Source organism: Campylobacter concisus, from assembly GCF_050447505.1.
GTDB classification, from domain to species: domain Bacteria; phylum Campylobacterota; class Campylobacteria; order Campylobacterales; family Campylobacteraceae; genus Campylobacter_A; species Campylobacter_A concisus_BP.
Genome location: NZ_JALMFZ010000001.1, coordinates 1,638,770 through 1,653,836 on the forward strand (window position 1 = coordinate 1,638,770; position 15,067 = coordinate 1,653,836).

Annotated in this window: 14 protein-coding genes; all 14 read right to left on the reverse strand. The window is 40.8% G+C overall.

What is annotated here, in order from left to right; translation table 11 throughout:
- Positions 1–113: 113 nt before the first annotated feature.
- Complete coding sequence (locus tag MTT09_RS08330; protein WP_429803487.1) at positions 114–791, reverse strand: DUF4272 domain-containing protein; 678 nt, start codon at positions 789–791, stop codon at positions 114–116.
- Between the two features lie 39 nt (positions 792–830).
- Complete coding sequence (locus tag MTT09_RS08335; protein WP_429803488.1) at positions 831–2,177, reverse strand: FAD-dependent oxidoreductase; 1,347 nt, start codon at positions 2,175–2,177, stop codon at positions 831–833.
- A 130-nt stretch (positions 2,178–2,307) separates the two neighbouring features.
- On the reverse strand, positions 2,308–3,330 hold the full coding sequence (locus MTT09_RS08340; protein WP_429803489.1) for an NADH:flavin oxidoreductase/NADH oxidase: 1,023 nt from the start codon (positions 3,328–3,330) through the stop codon (positions 2,308–2,310).
- Positions 3,331–3,752: 422 nt separating this feature from the next.
- Entirely contained in the window at positions 3,753–5,267 is a 1,515-nt protein-coding gene (locus tag MTT09_RS08345; RefSeq protein WP_429803490.1) for a 2-isopropylmalate synthase, read from the reverse strand.
- Between the two features lie 142 nt (positions 5,268–5,409).
- Positions 5,410–6,141, reverse strand: coding sequence for a CDP-diacylglycerol--serine O-phosphatidyltransferase (gene pssA, locus MTT09_RS08350; protein ID WP_021086093.1), 732 nt, complete (start codon positions 6,139–6,141; stop codon positions 5,410–5,412).
- Position 6,142: 1 nt separating this feature from the next.
- Complete coding sequence (locus MTT09_RS08355; protein WP_429803491.1) at positions 6,143–6,760, reverse strand: phosphatidylserine decarboxylase; 618 nt, start codon at positions 6,758–6,760, stop codon at positions 6,143–6,145.
- Between the two features lie 2 nt (positions 6,761–6,762).
- Positions 6,763–8,688 carry an ATP-dependent zinc metalloprotease FtsH gene (gene ftsH / locus MTT09_RS08360; protein ID WP_429803492.1) on the reverse strand — a complete coding sequence of 642 codons (1,926 nt, stop codon included), beginning with the start codon at positions 8,686–8,688 and terminating at the stop codon, positions 6,763–6,765.
- Positions 8,681–9,514 (reverse strand): 50S ribosomal protein L11 methyltransferase, encoded by an 834-nt coding sequence (locus MTT09_RS08365; protein WP_103573198.1) that lies wholly within the window; start codon positions 9,512–9,514, stop codon positions 8,681–8,683. Before MTT09_RS08365 ends, ftsH begins: the two co-directional genes overlap by 8 nt.
- The gene (locus MTT09_RS08370; protein ID WP_002939933.1) at positions 9,514–9,879 is read right to left on the reverse strand and encodes a chemotaxis response regulator CheY; all 366 of its coding nucleotides are present in this window, start codon (positions 9,877–9,879) and stop codon (positions 9,514–9,516) included. Before MTT09_RS08370 ends, MTT09_RS08365 begins: the two co-directional genes overlap by 1 nt.
- Positions 9,880–9,942: 63 nt before the next feature.
- A complete protein-coding gene (hisA, locus tag MTT09_RS08375) occupies positions 9,943–10,653 on the reverse strand; it encodes a 1-(5-phosphoribosyl)-5-[(5-phosphoribosylamino)methylideneamino]imidazole-4-carboxamide isomerase (RefSeq protein WP_429803493.1) in 711 nt (236 codons plus the stop codon).
- Complete coding sequence (hisH, locus tag MTT09_RS08380; protein WP_429803494.1) at positions 10,653–11,264, reverse strand: imidazole glycerol phosphate synthase subunit HisH; 612 nt, start codon at positions 11,262–11,264, stop codon at positions 10,653–10,655. The genes hisA and hisH overlap by 1 nt, the downstream gene beginning before the upstream one ends.
- On the reverse strand, positions 11,261–12,157 hold the full coding sequence (locus MTT09_RS08385) for a PDC sensor domain-containing protein (RefSeq protein ID WP_009294679.1): 897 nt from the start codon (positions 12,155–12,157) through the stop codon (positions 11,261–11,263). The genes hisH and MTT09_RS08385 overlap by 4 nt, the downstream gene beginning before the upstream one ends.
- Before the next feature lie 2 nt (positions 12,158–12,159).
- A complete protein-coding gene (pglF, locus tag MTT09_RS08390; RefSeq protein ID WP_429803495.1) occupies positions 12,160–13,941 on the reverse strand; it encodes a UDP-N-acetylglucosamine 4,6-dehydratase (configuration-retaining) in 1,782 nt (593 codons plus the stop codon).
- Positions 13,942–15,033, reverse strand: coding sequence for a UDP-N-acetylbacillosamine transaminase (gene pglE, locus MTT09_RS08395; protein WP_429803496.1), 1,092 nt, complete (start codon positions 15,031–15,033; stop codon positions 13,942–13,944).
- Positions 15,034–15,067: the final 34 nt, after the last annotated feature.

Here is a 15,067-nt window from a genome sequence, read left to right on the forward strand (position 1 = left end):
GAAAGGTAAGATAGAAAAGTTTCCAAAACCAAAAGAAGCTCGCTATCTTCGCTTTCCGATAGCATTTACATTAAGATAAATTTTAAGCTCATTTGAACTTAAAATTTCTTAGATCAAGTGTTTAGATCAGGATAGTCCCAGCAGTTAAATTCAGCGCTCAAGTCGTCATTTTCCTGCCCTTTGCAGCATAGCCACTCAAGCCCTGCTCGCCTCTCCATAACGACCTCTTCGTCAAGTCCAGCCGCCTTTTTGCCATTTACTCTTGCATTTACGCACGCCCAGTGGTAGCGATAAACTAGATCAAGCTTACTTAAAATTTCATCCATGCTGCGAAGCTTTGAGCGGCTTTTTAGCCCGCCCTCTCTAAAGACATTCATCACAAACTCGCAGTCGCAAATTTTATCCATTTGTCCGATATCTTCAGCTATGCCAAGCGCCCAAAGCAAGATCCAAAGCGACTCATATTTCCAGCCCATATTTACGGCTGTTTTCATATCGGCTCTGTCTTCAACAACCTCTTTTTCTTTTACGCTAAGTCCCTCGTAGGCATCACCTAAAAAGCTCTTTGCCCACGCCATATTTTCTTCGCCCAAAGAGCCTTCATCACGGATCGTGCAAGCACACATTATCGCTGTAAATGAGCAAACTGCGCGCCTTACTATCTCGTCAATATCTCTTGGCGTAACCTCGCTATTTTCATAGCGAAGCGGCAAGCTCTCAAGCACCGCTACGCCCTCTTTTTTTAAAATTTTTATATTCTCATCTTTTCTTTGTTGCGCTGTTTTTGGCATATCCGCACCTCCTTTAAAAATATCAAATAATCCCATTTTCTACCCAAAAAACTCGGCGTTAAATTTCTCTTCGTCGAATTTTTTGCCCAAAAATTTACAAATTTCCTCCATATCGGCCCTCGCCGTTTCAAAACAGCTAGTAGCTCCCGGGCTTGGCGTCATGTTAAAACTTATGCCCTCGCCTGTGCTGATCTTACCCTCGCCAAGCTCTAGCCTTTTTTTGTTGCGGTCGATCACCTGCGGCCTTACGCCACCAAAATTTACAGCGTAGCTTAGGTCATTTTCGCTTAGGCTTGGCACGATCTTTCTAGCGTCTTTAACAAATTCTTTTTTGTTGATAAATGGCACTTCAAACAAGAAATTTCTTAGTATATACGACCTTATATCCTCGTCTTTTAGTAAATTTGTAAAGACTTCAAGGACGTTTTTGTCAAATTTTAGGCACTTTAAAAAGTCAAAAAAGCTAGAACAGCCGTGAAATCTCTCAAGCTTTGGTATGACAAGGGCAGTTGGCCCAAAGCGGGTATTGCCATTAGCTAGGATGTCTGGGTCGCCGTGAAGTGCGGCAAATGGCAGCTTGTCGTTTTGCACCATATAGACTTTGCCGTTTAGCAGGCGCTTGTTCGCGAAATAAAAGCTTCCAGCAACTGGCAGCGTACTAAGATGTAGCCCATAACCCATCTTATGAGCTAAAAATAGCGAGTGCGCTCCAGCATCGACTACTACGTAGTTTGCGGTGATCACCTCGCCGTCATTTATCTTGATGTGAAAGGTATCGCCCACCTTTTTCATATCAGTCACTTCTGAGCTTAGGCTGATCTCATAGCCATCTCCGCCTAAATTTAGCGCATTTTGAACGAGCGAATTTGCCACACCACCAAAGTCCATCGTAGTATACTGCCCATTTTGCGTGCCAATAGCGATGATATTTTCTGGGCGATCATTGCCATTTGCATCAAAAACGACGTTTGGCTCGATCTGTTTTAACTTCTCTTTGTCATAAATTTCAAGATAAGCAAACAGCTCTTTAAAGCTCTCATATCGCTCCTTGATGCGCTCTACTTCGGCATCTCCGATGGCTAGCGTCATCTTTTGATGAGCGAACATATATTTGCCCTCTAGGTTGTATTTTAGAGCGTATTTTACTGGCATATTTGCCACTTGTGAGACCTTTTTTGCCTTTTCTAGCGTGTAGTTTGTCTCGATATCGCCGCAGTGGATGGTCTGCGAGTTGCCCTTGCCGCTTGAATTTAGCGTCGCTACGCCGTCATATTTTTCTAAAAGCGCGACCTTTTTTATATCGCTAAATGCAGCCAACTCGTAAAAGAGTGCCGTCCCACTAATGCCCGCTCCAACAATTGCCACTTCAAAGTGCTTTTGCCTCATTTTCTCCCCTGAAAGTTTAGTCGCACAAATGATACTATATTAAATTTAAATCAAACAGCAAAAAGCGAGGTGTGAAAAATAGGCTGTGTAAAAGTGAAATTTGGCAAGGCACTCACCTTGCCAATAAAATTTAGTAAGCCCTTTTGTAGGCGTTTTCTATTTTGTCATTTTCGCCAAATTCTTTCATGGCGCTAAAAGCGAAGTAAGGATTTCTAAGTAGCTCCCTGCCAAGCGCCACGCCGTCGCAAACATCGCCAAGCAGCAACACCTCACACTCGCTTGCCTTTGTGATGAGACCAACTGCAAAGACTGGGATTTTGACTGCATTTTTCACCGCTTTTGCGTAGCCAGCCTGATAAAGAGGCGTAAATTTAGGCGCATTATCAACTTTTGCGTAGACTCCGCCAGCTGAGACATGGATGAAGTCAGCTCCATTTTTCTCTAGCTCACACGCTAGCTTTACGCTCTCCTCTACGTCCCAGTCGCCCTTAAGCCAGCTACTTGCGCTTATCCTAACTCCAACAGTGATATTAGCGCCAGCCTTGATCTCTCTTAAAATTTCAAGCAGCAGCCTTATGCGGTTTTCAAATGTGCCGCCGTATGCGTCACCTCGCTTGTTCGTGCCAACGCATAAAAATTGATTTATCAAATATCCATGTGCCGCGTGGATCTCCACAGCCTCGTATCCTGCGCTCTTTGCCCTAATGGCCGCATCCACAAAGCTTTGTCTGACGCTTGCGATATCCTCTGCGCTCATCTCTTTTGGCGTTGCATACTCATCACTAAATTTGATAGCACTTGGCGCGATAATGCCTTCACAGGTGCCCTTTCTGCCGGCGTGAGCAAGCTGGATGGCCATTTTGGCGCCGTATTTAGCGCAGCCCTTTACTAGCTCCGCGTGAGCCTCGATCTGCTCGTCACTCCAAAGCCCAAGGTCTTTTTTGGTGATCCTACCATGCGCCTCCACAGCCGTCGCCTCAACGATGATCATGCCAACGCCGCCGATCGCTCTTGTAGCGTAGTGGAGCTTGTGAAAGCACCTTGGACGGCCATCCTCTTTTTTGACCTCATACATACACATCGGAGCCATGATGATGCGGTTTTTGATCTCGATGCCGCCTATCTTAAGCGGCGTAAAAAGCTTGTTTTGCATGAAATCTCCTTTAAATTTTTTGGTTATTTTAGGATATTTGTTTAAATTCTTGGATATGTAGTAATTTACTTCTTGCAACTTAGAAAGTTCGGATAAATTTTAAAATTTATAAAGGAGCATATCACGGCTCTAAATTTAGTGCTAAACGAAGTGCAGCCTAAATTTAGTAGTCTGCTAAGGCGAGTGAGTAAGATTTTAAAATTTACAAATTTATTTTGTCAAATCAGACAAGTGTCAGGCAAATTTTAAAATTTCATGAACGAGTAATTTCGGCTCTAAAATTTGAGCTAAGCGCTAAGCGAAGCCAAATTTTAGTAGTTAATTCTTAGTGGTGGAAAGTTTTGAAATTTGAAAAACGCAGTAAATTTAAAGAGTAGCTAAATTTAAATTAGCCAGCTGCAATTTCAGCAGCCAGCAAAATTTTAGTTTTTATGGATGCGAAGGTAGCTATTTAGTGCGCCGACATAGGCCTTAGCACTTGCCATCATCGTATCGATATCAAGTCCGTGACCCATTACGGCTGTTTTGCCCTCGAACTCGACTTTTACATCGACCTTTGCAAGAGCGTCTTTGCCCTGAGAAACAGCTGTTACCTTGTAATCTTTGAGCATGCCGTTAATGCCGCTAATGCGATCAACTACCTTAAATATCGCATCTGCTGTGCCATTGCCAAGGGCTGAGTCGCTAACGATCTCGTCGTTGTGTCTGATGCTCATAGAGGCACTTGCTAAGCTGCCACCGCTACTTTGAAGCAAGTCTGTGATCTCGTAAGCTTGCGGGATCTTGGTGATCTCCTCTGCCACAAGTGCCCTGATATCGTCGTCAAATATCTCTTTTTTCTTATCTGCCAAGTCTTTAAATTTCTCAAACGCCTTATTAAGCGCATCGCTATCAAGGTCAAATCCAAGGCTAGCAAGCTTATCTTTAAACGCATGGCGGCCGCTGTGCTTGCCAAGAATGAGCGAGTTTTTCTCTAAACCAATGCTCTCAGCACTGATGATCTCATAAGTCTCTTTGTGCTTTAGTACGCCGTCTTGGTGGATGCCACTCTCGTGCGCAAAGGCGTTTTTGCCAACGATTGCTTTGTTTGGTTGTGGCTCGATGCCTGTGATGCTAGCGATCAGCCTTGAAGTTGGATAAATTTCTTTTGAGATGATGCCTGTGTAAAGCGGCGCAAAGACGTCCTGACGAGTTTTGATAGCCATCACGATCTCTTCAAGCGCAGCGTTTCCAGCACGCTCACCTATGCCATTTATCGTGCCCTCAACCTGCCTTGCACCAGCTTTTATAGCAGCTAGTGAATTTGCCGTAGCCATGCCAAGATCGTTGTGGTTATGTACCGAAACTACCGCTCTATCGCCTATAAATTTTACTATTTCGCTGATGCGAGCTGTGATCTCCTCTGGATACAAGTAGCCAACCGTATCTGGGATGTTTATGGTTTTTGCCCCTGCGTTTATCGCTGCGTCGCAAATTTCTTTTAAAAAGCTCATCTCGCTTCTGCACGCATCCTCGCAGCTAAACTCCACATCATCGCAAAATGTTTTTGAGTATTGTACCGCCTCAACTGCACGCCTGATCACCTCGTCTGGGCTCATTTTTAGCTTGTACTGCATGTGGATCGGACTTGTTGCTATGAAGGTGTGAATTCTTTTATTTTTTGCTGGAGCTAGTGCCTCGCCAGCTGCCTTGATATCGCGCTCAACCGCGCGCGCTAGTGAACAGACAGTGATATTTGAAGCTTGCTTTGCGATCTGATTTACCGCGTCAAAATCCCCTGGGCTAGCAGCTGCAAATCCAGCCTCCATCACATCTACACCAAGCCTTTCAAGCTGAAGTGCGATCTGAAGCTTTTCAGCTGTGTTCATAGAAGCTCCTGGGCTTTGCTCGCCATCTCTTAAAGTCGTATCAAAGATTATAATTTTATTTTTATCCATTTTTTTATCCTTATATGATTTTTTTATATTTAAATTTAATGAGTTAAGTAAAGAAGAATTTGCTACCTAAGTAGCAGCAGTAGAGAGTTTTTGATTTCGATTTTTGGTAAAAATTTACGCGATTTTATTATGCCATTTTCGCTCATTCGCTCTCCTTTTTTTTGTGATTTTTGCTAAACATTATAGCCGCTCTAATAATACCATAAAGCACGTAAACACTCATTACTAAAGTTGCGCTCTCGAATGGATATAGATAAAGCATAGAAAAAACAACTACAAGTGCTACTAAAATTCGTATAACATGAGTTTGTTTTAAATTCATCTTTTTAAAGCTTGGGTAGCGGATATTGCTAACCATCAAGATAGCTAAAACTGCTTCAAGCAATATCAAGCACCACTCAAAGCCCTCTAAAAACGTGTAATCTACATAAATGCCGATCCAAAGCACACTGACAATCGCTGCTGATGGTATAGGAAGTCCAATGAAAACATTTGGTTCGTATGTGCCAGTAGTGACATTAAAACGAGCTAGTCTAATAGCTCCAAAGACTACAAACATAGCTGCTATAAGTGCGCCAAATCTGCCAAATTTTGCACCAACTGTTAGATAAAATAAAATCGCTGGAGCCACACCAAATGCTACAAGGTCTGCAAGGCTATCAAACTCCACACCAAATTTACTTGTAGTCTTTGTAAGTCTTGCCACACGTCCATCAAGTCCGTCTAAAATCAGTGAAAGAATGATGTAAATAATAGCTTTAAAATAGTTCCCCTGAATAGATGAAATAATGCTTATAACGCCCAAAAAAGCGCTTGCTGCGGTAAATAAATTTGGCAAGATATACATTAACTGCATTTTTTGTATGCTATTCATTTTATTTTTCCTCTTCAAAGTATCCAAGAAGTGAAGCAGCTTTAACGCTCTCGCCAACGCTTACGCAAATTTTAATATCTCTTGGCAAGTATAAAATCACTTCACCGCTTCCTAAAAAGCCAAATTTTCTAGAGGCTTTTAGAGTGGTAATGTTATAAATTTCTAAACTTCTACTAAAAACTCCAGCTATGATCTTCATAGCAAATTTGATATTTCCTTTTTCAAAACGAATTATCGCTCTTTCATTTAGCATCTCTGAAATTTTCATCGCCTGGCATAAAAAGAGTCCATGCCTTTTTTTAACTTCAGTGACGTTAGCATCGCTTATAGCTCTTAGCGTACCAACGCCAAAAAAAGGCTTTGAGATAACTATCTTAGCTACCTCTTTATCATCAAAATTTGAAACGCTGATCTCTTTTATCTTGCCATCTATAGGCGAAAGTAAGGCTAGTTTATCGTCAGTAAAAGGCTCTCTTTCAGGGTCTCTAAAAAAATAAAGGGTTAAAAGAAGTAGCGCTAGAAAAAATAGTGGCGCAATACCAAACAATGCAGATATAGCAAATAAAATCAAAAAGAATAATATAAATTTATACCCTGCTTTTGCGATGTAGCCACTCATTTTTATTCCTCTTTTTTGCCTTTTTCCTCTTCTTCAAGCTCTACAAGCCTGCTTTCAAGACCATTTTCTTCTTCATAGCTTTTGATGATCTCTCTAACTCTTTTTCCCTCGATAGTCTCCTCTTCATAAAGTGCTGAAACCATGTTTTCAATGGCACCTTTATAAATTTCAAGAAGACCAAGCACAGCTGTATATCTCTCATGAAGAAGTGTTTTTACAAACTCATCGACTTTTTCAGCCATCTTGTCGCTATAGTCTTTAATGCTTTGTCCGCCATTTAAAAATGTTGCGCGTTGCTTTTCAAGCACCATAAGACCAGCGACATCGCTCATACCATACATGCTAACCATAGCTTTTATGATATCAGTTGCACGCTCTAGGTCGTTGCTAGCTCCAGTTGATATCTCTTTTATAAATACCTCTTCAGCAGCTCTACCAGCCAAAAGCACATCCACTTCTGCAAGTAGTTCATGCTTTTGCATCATAAATTTATTCTCTTCAGGTGTATTTAGCGTATAGCCAAGCGCTGCAAGACCGCGTGGCACGACTGAGACCTTTGTTACTCTTTTTGCACCTTTTGTTAGCTCAGCTACCAAGGCATGGCCACTTTCATGGTAAGTGACTATCTTTTTCTCTTTTGGATTTACGCGGCGTGATTTTTTCTCTAAACCAGCTATCGATCTCTCGACAGCCTCCACTAGATCAGCCTGCTCGACAAAAGTCTTTGACTTACGTCCTGCAAGAAGTGCCGCCTCATTTATGATATTTTCAAGATCAGCACCTGCTAAACCAGTAGTAAGCCTTGCGATGTCCTCGATATTTACATCTTTGCCGATTTTAACATCTTTCATATGGACTTTTAATATGTCGCAACGTCCTTTAAAATCAGGCTTATCAACAAGCACTTGCCTGTCAAATCTACCCGGTCTTAAAAGTGCAGCATCTAAAACTTCAGGTCTATTTGTAGCTGCTATAACGATGACTGGCGACTTGTCCGCATCAAAGCCGTCCATCTCAGAAAGAAGCTGATTTAGCGTCTGCTCTCTCTCGTCATTGCCACCCATCGGACCAGAATTTCTGCTCTTGCCGATCGCATCGATCTCGTCTATAAATACAATCGCTGGAGCCTCTTTTTTTGCATTTTCAAAAAGGTCTCTAACCCTGCTTGCACCAACACCGACAAACATCTCGATAAAACTTGACGCTGACATAGAGAAAAATGGCACGCTAGCCTCGCCTGCAACTGCCCTTGCAAGAAGTGTTTTACCAGTGCCTGGAGGGCCAACTAGTAAAATACCTTTTGGAATTTTAGCTCCAAGTCTTAGGTATTTATCTGGGCTCTTTAGATAATCAACTATCTCTTGAACCTCTTCTTTTGCCTCTTCAACGCCTGCGACGTCGTCAAATTTAACTTTTGGCTTTTCAGAATTTATAAGCTTTTTCGCACTTCCTATGCCAAGTATGCCACCGCCGATATTCTTTTGCATACGACTAGCGATAAACATCCAAATAGCAAAAAATATAAATACCGGTATGATCCATGAAAATATAAGATCTCCAAACCAGTTATTTTCGCTATAAACGCTGTAAGTTATGCCGTTTTGCTCAAGTATGCCAATGAGCGTTGGATCATTTATGCGCTTTGCGAGGTAGATGGTTTTGTCATTACCAACGCCTTTTATCGTGGTTTCAGATATCGCAACCTCATTTAGTTGCTTATTTTTTAGCATATCCTTAAATTCAGAATAAGCTATCATCTTGCTTTGAGCGTTGCTGCCAAGCCCAAAAGTACCGCCTAGTCCGTCGCCACTAAAGCTTCTAAAAGCTAGAACTATAACTATTGCAAAAATAGCAAAGATAAAAATGGGATTTTTGTTAAAAAAACCGTTATTATCGCCATTATTTTGGTTATTATTTTGATTATTCATCTATTTCCTTATAAACAAAGCTAACCCAATCATTAGCCTGTTTTATCTCAACTAGCTCCAAATCCTTAAACGTATCTTTAATCCTATCTTCGTATTTATTCAAAATTCCAGACAATACTAAATAACCGCCCTTTTTAAGCGATTTTTTCAAGTCATTTGAGAGCATAAAAATGACATCAGCAATGATATTTGCTACGACGATATCATATTTTTGCTCTAAATTTGCAATAGATCCTGTCCAAATTTTATTAAATTTAACCTCATTTAGCTGGGCGTTACTTAGCGAGCTTTGCGTGGCCTGCTCGTCTGTATCGCAAGCATCGACCTTGCAGCCAAGCTTTGCTAAAGCTATGCTTAATATCCCGCTTCCACATCCCACATCTAAAGCGCTATCGCCACTTTTTGCATATTTTTGTAAAAGTTGCAAGCAAGAATTTGTGCTTTCATGGTGCCCTGAGCCAAAGGCTAGAGCTGGGTCGATTATGATATTTGTTACGCCACTAAGTGGCTCTTCCCAGCTAGGTCTAATATAAATTTTATCAACCAAAATAGGCTTAACTGCCTTTTTATATTCGCCTAGCCAGTCTTTATTTTCTTTTAAATTAAGAGAAATTTTTAAATCATTTGAAATTTTACGAACGCTAGAGAGCCCTTTTGCATACTCTTCGACACCCCAAGCTATATCTTTTAGATCATACTCTTCCCTGATGATGATCTCATGGTCTAGCTCTTCTACACAGGTGACCCCAAAAGAAAAAACTAACTCTAAAATTTCATCATAAAAATTTGATGTTTTGATGCTTAATTCGTAAAATTTATCTTTCATTAACCAAGAACGTCTTCAAGCTTCTCTTTTAAAACTTGTGGCGTAAAAGGTTTAACGATGTAGTTATTAACACCTGCTTTTAAAGCTGTTATAACCTCGGCTTTTCCGCCCTCTGTTGTTACCATTATGATAGGCATATCAACATATTTTTGCTCAGCTCTTACCTTTTTAACAAGCTCAAGACCATTCATCTCAGGCATGTTCCAGTCAGTAATAAGAACCTCAATACCCTCGTTTTGTGTCAAGATATTCCAAGCTTCAAGCCCGTGCTCAGCCTCGAGAATTTCTTGATGTCCTAACCTTTGCAAAGTATTTTTTATGATCCTTCTCATTGTTGAGCTGTCATCTACAACCAAAATCTTCACATAATATCCTTTTAGTAAAAATTGCCCTATTCTAGCTAATTAAAATTTATAAAAGCTTTAACGCTAGCCAACTTGTTTGAAAGCATCTTTTAAATCAAGTCGTCCCTCGTAGTAAGCTTTACCAACGATCACGCCAGCTATCTCATTTGTCTCTTTTAGTGCTAAAATGTCGTTTATATCGCTCACACCGCCACTTGCTATGGTCTCAAGCTTGCTGCTTCTAGCTATTTGCAAGCTAAAATCAACATTAACTCCGCCAAGCATTCCATCTTTGTTAATATCGGTGCAAATCACAGCTTCTACACCCACATCTGCAAATTTTTTTGCAAGATCGACCGCTTTTATGTTTGAAACCTCACCCCAGCCTTGCACTGCCACATAGCCATCTTTGGCGTCAATGCCAACTACGACTCTATAAATTCCAGCCATTTTTGCTGTAAATTCTGGATCTTTTAGAGCAACTGAGCCAAGGATCACTCTGCTAACTCCAAGGTCCAAATAGCGCTTTATTCGCTCTTCATCCCTTATGCCGCCACCAACTTGCACTTTTAAATTTGTAGCTTTTACTATCTTTTCTATCGTGTTAAAATTTATAGCTTCTCCTGCAAATGCTCCGTCAAGATCGACCACATGTAGCCATTTTGCGCCGTATTCTTCAAACCTCTTTGCAAGCTCACTTGGCTCACTGCTATAAATTTTAGCGCTTTGCATTAGCCCTTTACTAAGCCTAACTGCTTGCCCCTCTTTTAGATCTATCGCTGGGAAAATTTCCATCACAACCTCGCAAAATTTTCTAAAATTTTAAGCCCAACCTCATGACTTTTTTCTGGATGAGGCTGAAAACCAAAGAGATTTTCATGTTGCACCGCGCTTGTAAATTCGTATCCATAAGTTGTCTTTGCAAGTGCAAATTTATCATCACAAACCACGTGGTAGCTATGCACAAAGTATAAATATTCAAGCTCTTTTAATCCTAATCTTAAAGGGCTTTTTTGTTTAAAGCTAAGCGTATTCCAGCCAATGTGTGGGATCTTTAGCGGCTTATCAAATTTAGTTTCATCAAATTTAACAACCTCGCCTGGCAAAAGAGAAAGCCCCTCATGCTCGCCAAATTCAAAGCTTTTTTCAAATAAAAGCTGCATACCAAGGCAAATTCCTATAAAGGCTTTTCCACTTTTCACAGCCTCTTTTATCGCTTCATCCATGCCGTTAAATTTAAGCTTTTTCATCGCCTCGCCAAACGCCCCAACGCCTGGTAAAACGATGTGAGAGTGCTCTTTTAAACTTTCAGGCTCACTCACTAAAACGCACTCATGTCCAAGAAATTTAAAAGCATTTATCACGCTTTTGATGTTGCCCGCACCATAATCAATAATAGCGATCATCTGTTCTCTTGTCTTTTTACGCTAAAGAGATAAAAGCTAAGTGCCGCCATTAGCATAGCCACGCCGCCTATTAAGTAGATAGCGTTTATGATATTTTCAGGTGCAGTAATAGCAAATTTAAACACAAGCATAAGCGCTTCTATCGCAAGTGCGATGATGATAGAGCCGATAAATCTAACCATCGTCTTATAAATAACGCTATTTTCCTCGTGATTTTTGCCTAAAACCTCTTCTTCAAATATCGTCTTAACAAGGTCAAAAATGGCGAGGGCTAGCGTTAAAATGATGGTTGATTCAAAAATTTCTTCGACATTTATATGCTCGATGCTCTTTGAGATAAAGCTCTTTACGCCGTGCCAAAATAAAAATGCGCAGATCATAAAAAGCGATGCACAAAAGAGCGCATAGACTGTCTTTAAAAATCTACCAAAATGCTCCTCGACAAAGCCGCTATCGACCATATTTAGGATATTTTCTAGGCTTATATCGATGCAAGCGATAAATTTAAGCTCATTTTTTTCATTATAGATAGGCACGCTTGCTGTGACGCACAAACCTCCATTTAGGCTTGATGGATATGGATCGCTTAAAACGCACCTTTTCTCGCGCACAGCGGTGTAGTAGTAGGCTTTATTTGCGCGGTTTTCGCCTTTTGGAATTTTATACTTTTCATTTAGGCTGATCGAGTCTTCGATCTGTATGCCATTTTCGTCCAAAATGTATAGTGCATCAAAATTTTCTATCTCGTGGCTGATCTTATCAAAGCCAGCTTTTATGTTTTCTAAGCATACTCCAGGCAGTCTGTTTGGTAAATTTCTACTAAATAAATAGCAGATATACGCCCTTGCCTTATATCTCGTGTCACTAAATCTCTTAATATCTTTTATAACCAAAACTAGCCTTTTAAATTTAATGCATGGTTAAACTCTGGCACGATCACCTTAAGAGCAGGTGCTACCTCGTCATCTTCAAGTTGTAAAAGCCCATTTATCTGCGAATTTAAAAGGGTTAGATCATAAGGCTGCGAGTGTGTCACGAAGATCGACTCATACTTAGTTTGAACGTCATCTTTGTTGATAAGTAGCTCCTCATAAAGCTTCTCGCCAGGTCTAAGCCCTACAAATTCGATACCCAGATGCTCTTTATTTGAAAGCAGAAGCATCTTTTTAGCAAGATCGACAATCTTAACAGGCTCGCCCATGTCAAGCACGAAAAGCTCTCCACCTTTTGCGATAGAGGCTGCTTGAAGGACTAGCTGGCACGCTTCAGATGTAAGCATAAAATATCTTGTGATCTCTGGATGAGTGACGCTTAAAGGCTTGTTTGCAGCGATCTGCGCCTTAAATTTAGGTATGACTGAGCCACTTGAGCCAAGGACATTACCAAAGCGCACACAAACTATCTCGCACACACCTGCTTCGTTTGAATTTAGTGCGTAAAGCTCGCAAACACGCTTAGTTGTACCCATTATGTTTGTTGGGCGCACAGCCTTGTCTGATGAGATCATGACAAATTTCTTAGCACCATATTTTTTAGAAAGATCGACTGCATTTTTTGTGCCAAGGATGTTGTTTTCAACTGCTGAGCGAGGATTTAGTTCACAAAGTGGCACGTGTTTGTAGGCTGCAGCGTGGATGACGATCTCTGGTCTAAATTCTTCAAAAACCTCTTCAAAGTCTTTTAAATTTGTGATATTTACAAGCTTGCTAACAGTTCTTTTATCTCTTGTATCTTCGCCTATTTTATAAAGGTTAAACTCGCTGTGCTCGACCATTATAAGCTCACTGACGCCATATTTCAAGCACTGCTTACAAATTTCGCTTCCTATACTACCGCCAGCTCCAGTGACAAGCACTCTTTTATCTTTTAAGAAATTTGAAATGGCCTCTGGATTAAGGTCTTTTGGCTTTCTAGCTAGCAGATCTTCGATCGAGATATCTTTGATCGGCTCATTTTCGATAAGCGAAAAGAGCTTCATATCTCTTATGCCATATCCAGTTAGCTCATCAACTAAAGCTTGAAGCTCGTCTTGATCAAGCGCAAGTGCGATGATAGCAGTCTTTGCGTCATAGTCTTTTATAAGGCTTGGTATATCTTTTTTATCTTGAACTAAAAATCCATCACAATATGTGCCAACAAGATCGCTTCTGCCATCTACCACGCCAACTGCATAGTAGTCAAGATAGCCCTGCTTTAAGCCGCGTAAAACGTGAAGTGCCTTTGAGGTAGCGCCGATGACCACACATGGCTCGCCTTTGTGAGGTCTGTTTGAAAAGTCAAGTACCATACGCTTTGAAATCCTCAAAAGCCCGATAAGTAGGCACGAGATGAGAAGATCGATAAATATGACGCTTCTTGGGTAAGGATTTAAAAAATCTTGTATGATGAAAAATACGATCGTAAATAAGATCGCCGCGCAAACGTGAGCTAGGAAAATTTTACGAGCTTCATTTAAGCCAAAAAATCTCCACGGCACCTTGTAAATTTTAAACATCCACATAAAAAAGAGCTTAAATACGATCAAAAATCCAGCCGTTACAAAAAGCCCTTGCACGTAGATATCTGGGATGTCGGCGTTAAATCTTAAAAGATATGCTGCATATATCGAAAAAACAAATATAAAAACATCGCCAAGAAGGAAAAATACGAGCCTTTTTAACTTCGTTGCATGAAACATTTACGCATTTTCCTTGACTATTTTTATCACTCTTTCTTGTGTCTGCTCGCTCATATCGCTGCCGCTTGGCAAGCAAATTCCTCTTGAAAATAGATCTTCACTATATCCATCGACAAAACTTAACGCACCTTTAAAGACAGGCTGCAAGTGCATAGGCTTCCAAAGTGGGCGACTCTCGATGTTTGCATCAGCTAGTGCTTTTATAACCTTTAAGTGTGCATCTTTTTTAGCAAAAACGCCAGTTGTGAGCCATCTGTTACCACGAGAATTTGGTAGCTCTGGCATAAATTCTAAAATATCGCCAAGCTCTTTTTCATAAATTTCAAATACTTTTCTCTTTTGCTCGACCCTCTTTTCTAAAACTTCCATCTGAGCCACGCCAATAGCGCCTAGGACGTTGCTTAAACGGTAGTTGTAGCCATAATCCTTGTGCTCGTAGTGAAGCAAAGGTTCTCTTGCTTGAGTGCTGTAAAATCTAGCTTTTTCTACAAATTCGCTATCTCCAACTAGCATGCCACCACCTGAAGTAGTGATGATCTTGTTGCCATTAAAGCTATATCCGCCCATCACGCCAAATGTGCCAAGTGCCTTGCCGCTGTAAAATCCACCAAGCGCTTCAGCTGCATCTTCAACTAAAGCGATGCCTTCATTTTGGCAAATTTCGCAAATTTCTTTCATCTTTGAAGCTTGTCCATAAAGATGAGTGACGACCAGCGCTTTTGGCTTTTTAGGTAAATTTGAGATCGCTTTTTTAAGTAGCTCTGGACTTAAATTCCAGCTCTCGTCGCAGTCGATGAAGACTGGAGTTGCCTTTTCATAAAGTATCGGCGAGACTGAAGCCATGAAAGTAAAGCTAGAAGCTAGCACAAGATCGCCCTCTTTTACACCAAGGACGCGGAGTGCTAGGTGAAGTGCCGCAGTTCCAGCGCATAGTGCAAGCGCATCTTTGGCGCCAGTGTAAGCCTTTATGCTATCTTCAAATTTATTGACATATTCGCCAAGTGGCGCTATGTAGTTGCTTTCAAAAACTTTTTTTATATATTCCTGCTCTTTTCCACTCATATTTGGTGGAGATAAAAAAACCCTATCCATTTTCATACCTTTCGTGATTTTTTGGCGATTTTAG

What these genes read in the sequence shown, in the direction of transcription:
- MTT09_RS08330 (WP_429803487.1), bottom strand. Translation starts at nt 791, where the DNA reads ATGCCAAAAACAGCGCAACAAAGAAAAGATGAGAATATAAAAATTTTA.
- MTT09_RS08335 (WP_429803488.1), bottom strand. Translation starts at nt 2,177, where the DNA reads ATGAGGCAAAAGCACTTTGAAGTGGCAATTGTTGGAGCGGGCATTAGT.
- MTT09_RS08340 (WP_429803489.1), bottom strand. Translation starts at nt 3,330, where the DNA reads ATGCAAAACAAGCTTTTTACGCCGCTTAAGATAGGCGGCATCGAGATC.
- MTT09_RS08345 (WP_429803490.1), bottom strand. Translation starts at nt 5,267, where the DNA reads ATGGATAAAAATAAAATTATAATCTTTGATACGACTTTAAGAGATGGC.
- pssA (WP_021086093.1), bottom strand. Translation starts at nt 6,141, where the DNA reads ATGAATAGCATACAAAAAATGCAGTTAATGTATATCTTGCCAAATTTA.
- MTT09_RS08355 (WP_429803491.1), bottom strand. Translation starts at nt 6,760, where the DNA reads ATGAGTGGCTACATCGCAAAAGCAGGGTATAAATTTATATTATTCTTT.
- ftsH (WP_429803492.1), bottom strand. Translation starts at nt 8,688, where the DNA reads ATGAATAATCAAAATAATAACCAAAATAATGGCGATAATAACGGTTTT.
- MTT09_RS08365 (WP_103573198.1), bottom strand. Translation starts at nt 9,514, where the DNA reads ATGAAAGATAAATTTTACGAATTAAGCATCAAAACATCAAATTTTTAT.
- hisA (WP_429803493.1), bottom strand. Translation starts at nt 10,653, where the DNA reads ATGGAAATTTTCCCAGCGATAGATCTAAAAGAGGGGCAAGCAGTTAGG.
- hisH (WP_429803494.1), bottom strand. Translation starts at nt 11,264, where the DNA reads ATGATCGCTATTATTGATTATGGTGCGGGCAACATCAAAAGCGTGATA.
- pglF (WP_429803495.1), bottom strand. Translation starts at nt 13,941, where the DNA reads ATGTTTCATGCAACGAAGTTAAAAAGGCTCGTATTTTTCCTTCTTGGC.
- pglE (WP_429803496.1), bottom strand. Translation starts at nt 15,033, where the DNA reads ATGGATAGGGTTTTTTTATCTCCACCAAATATGAGTGGAAAAGAGCAG.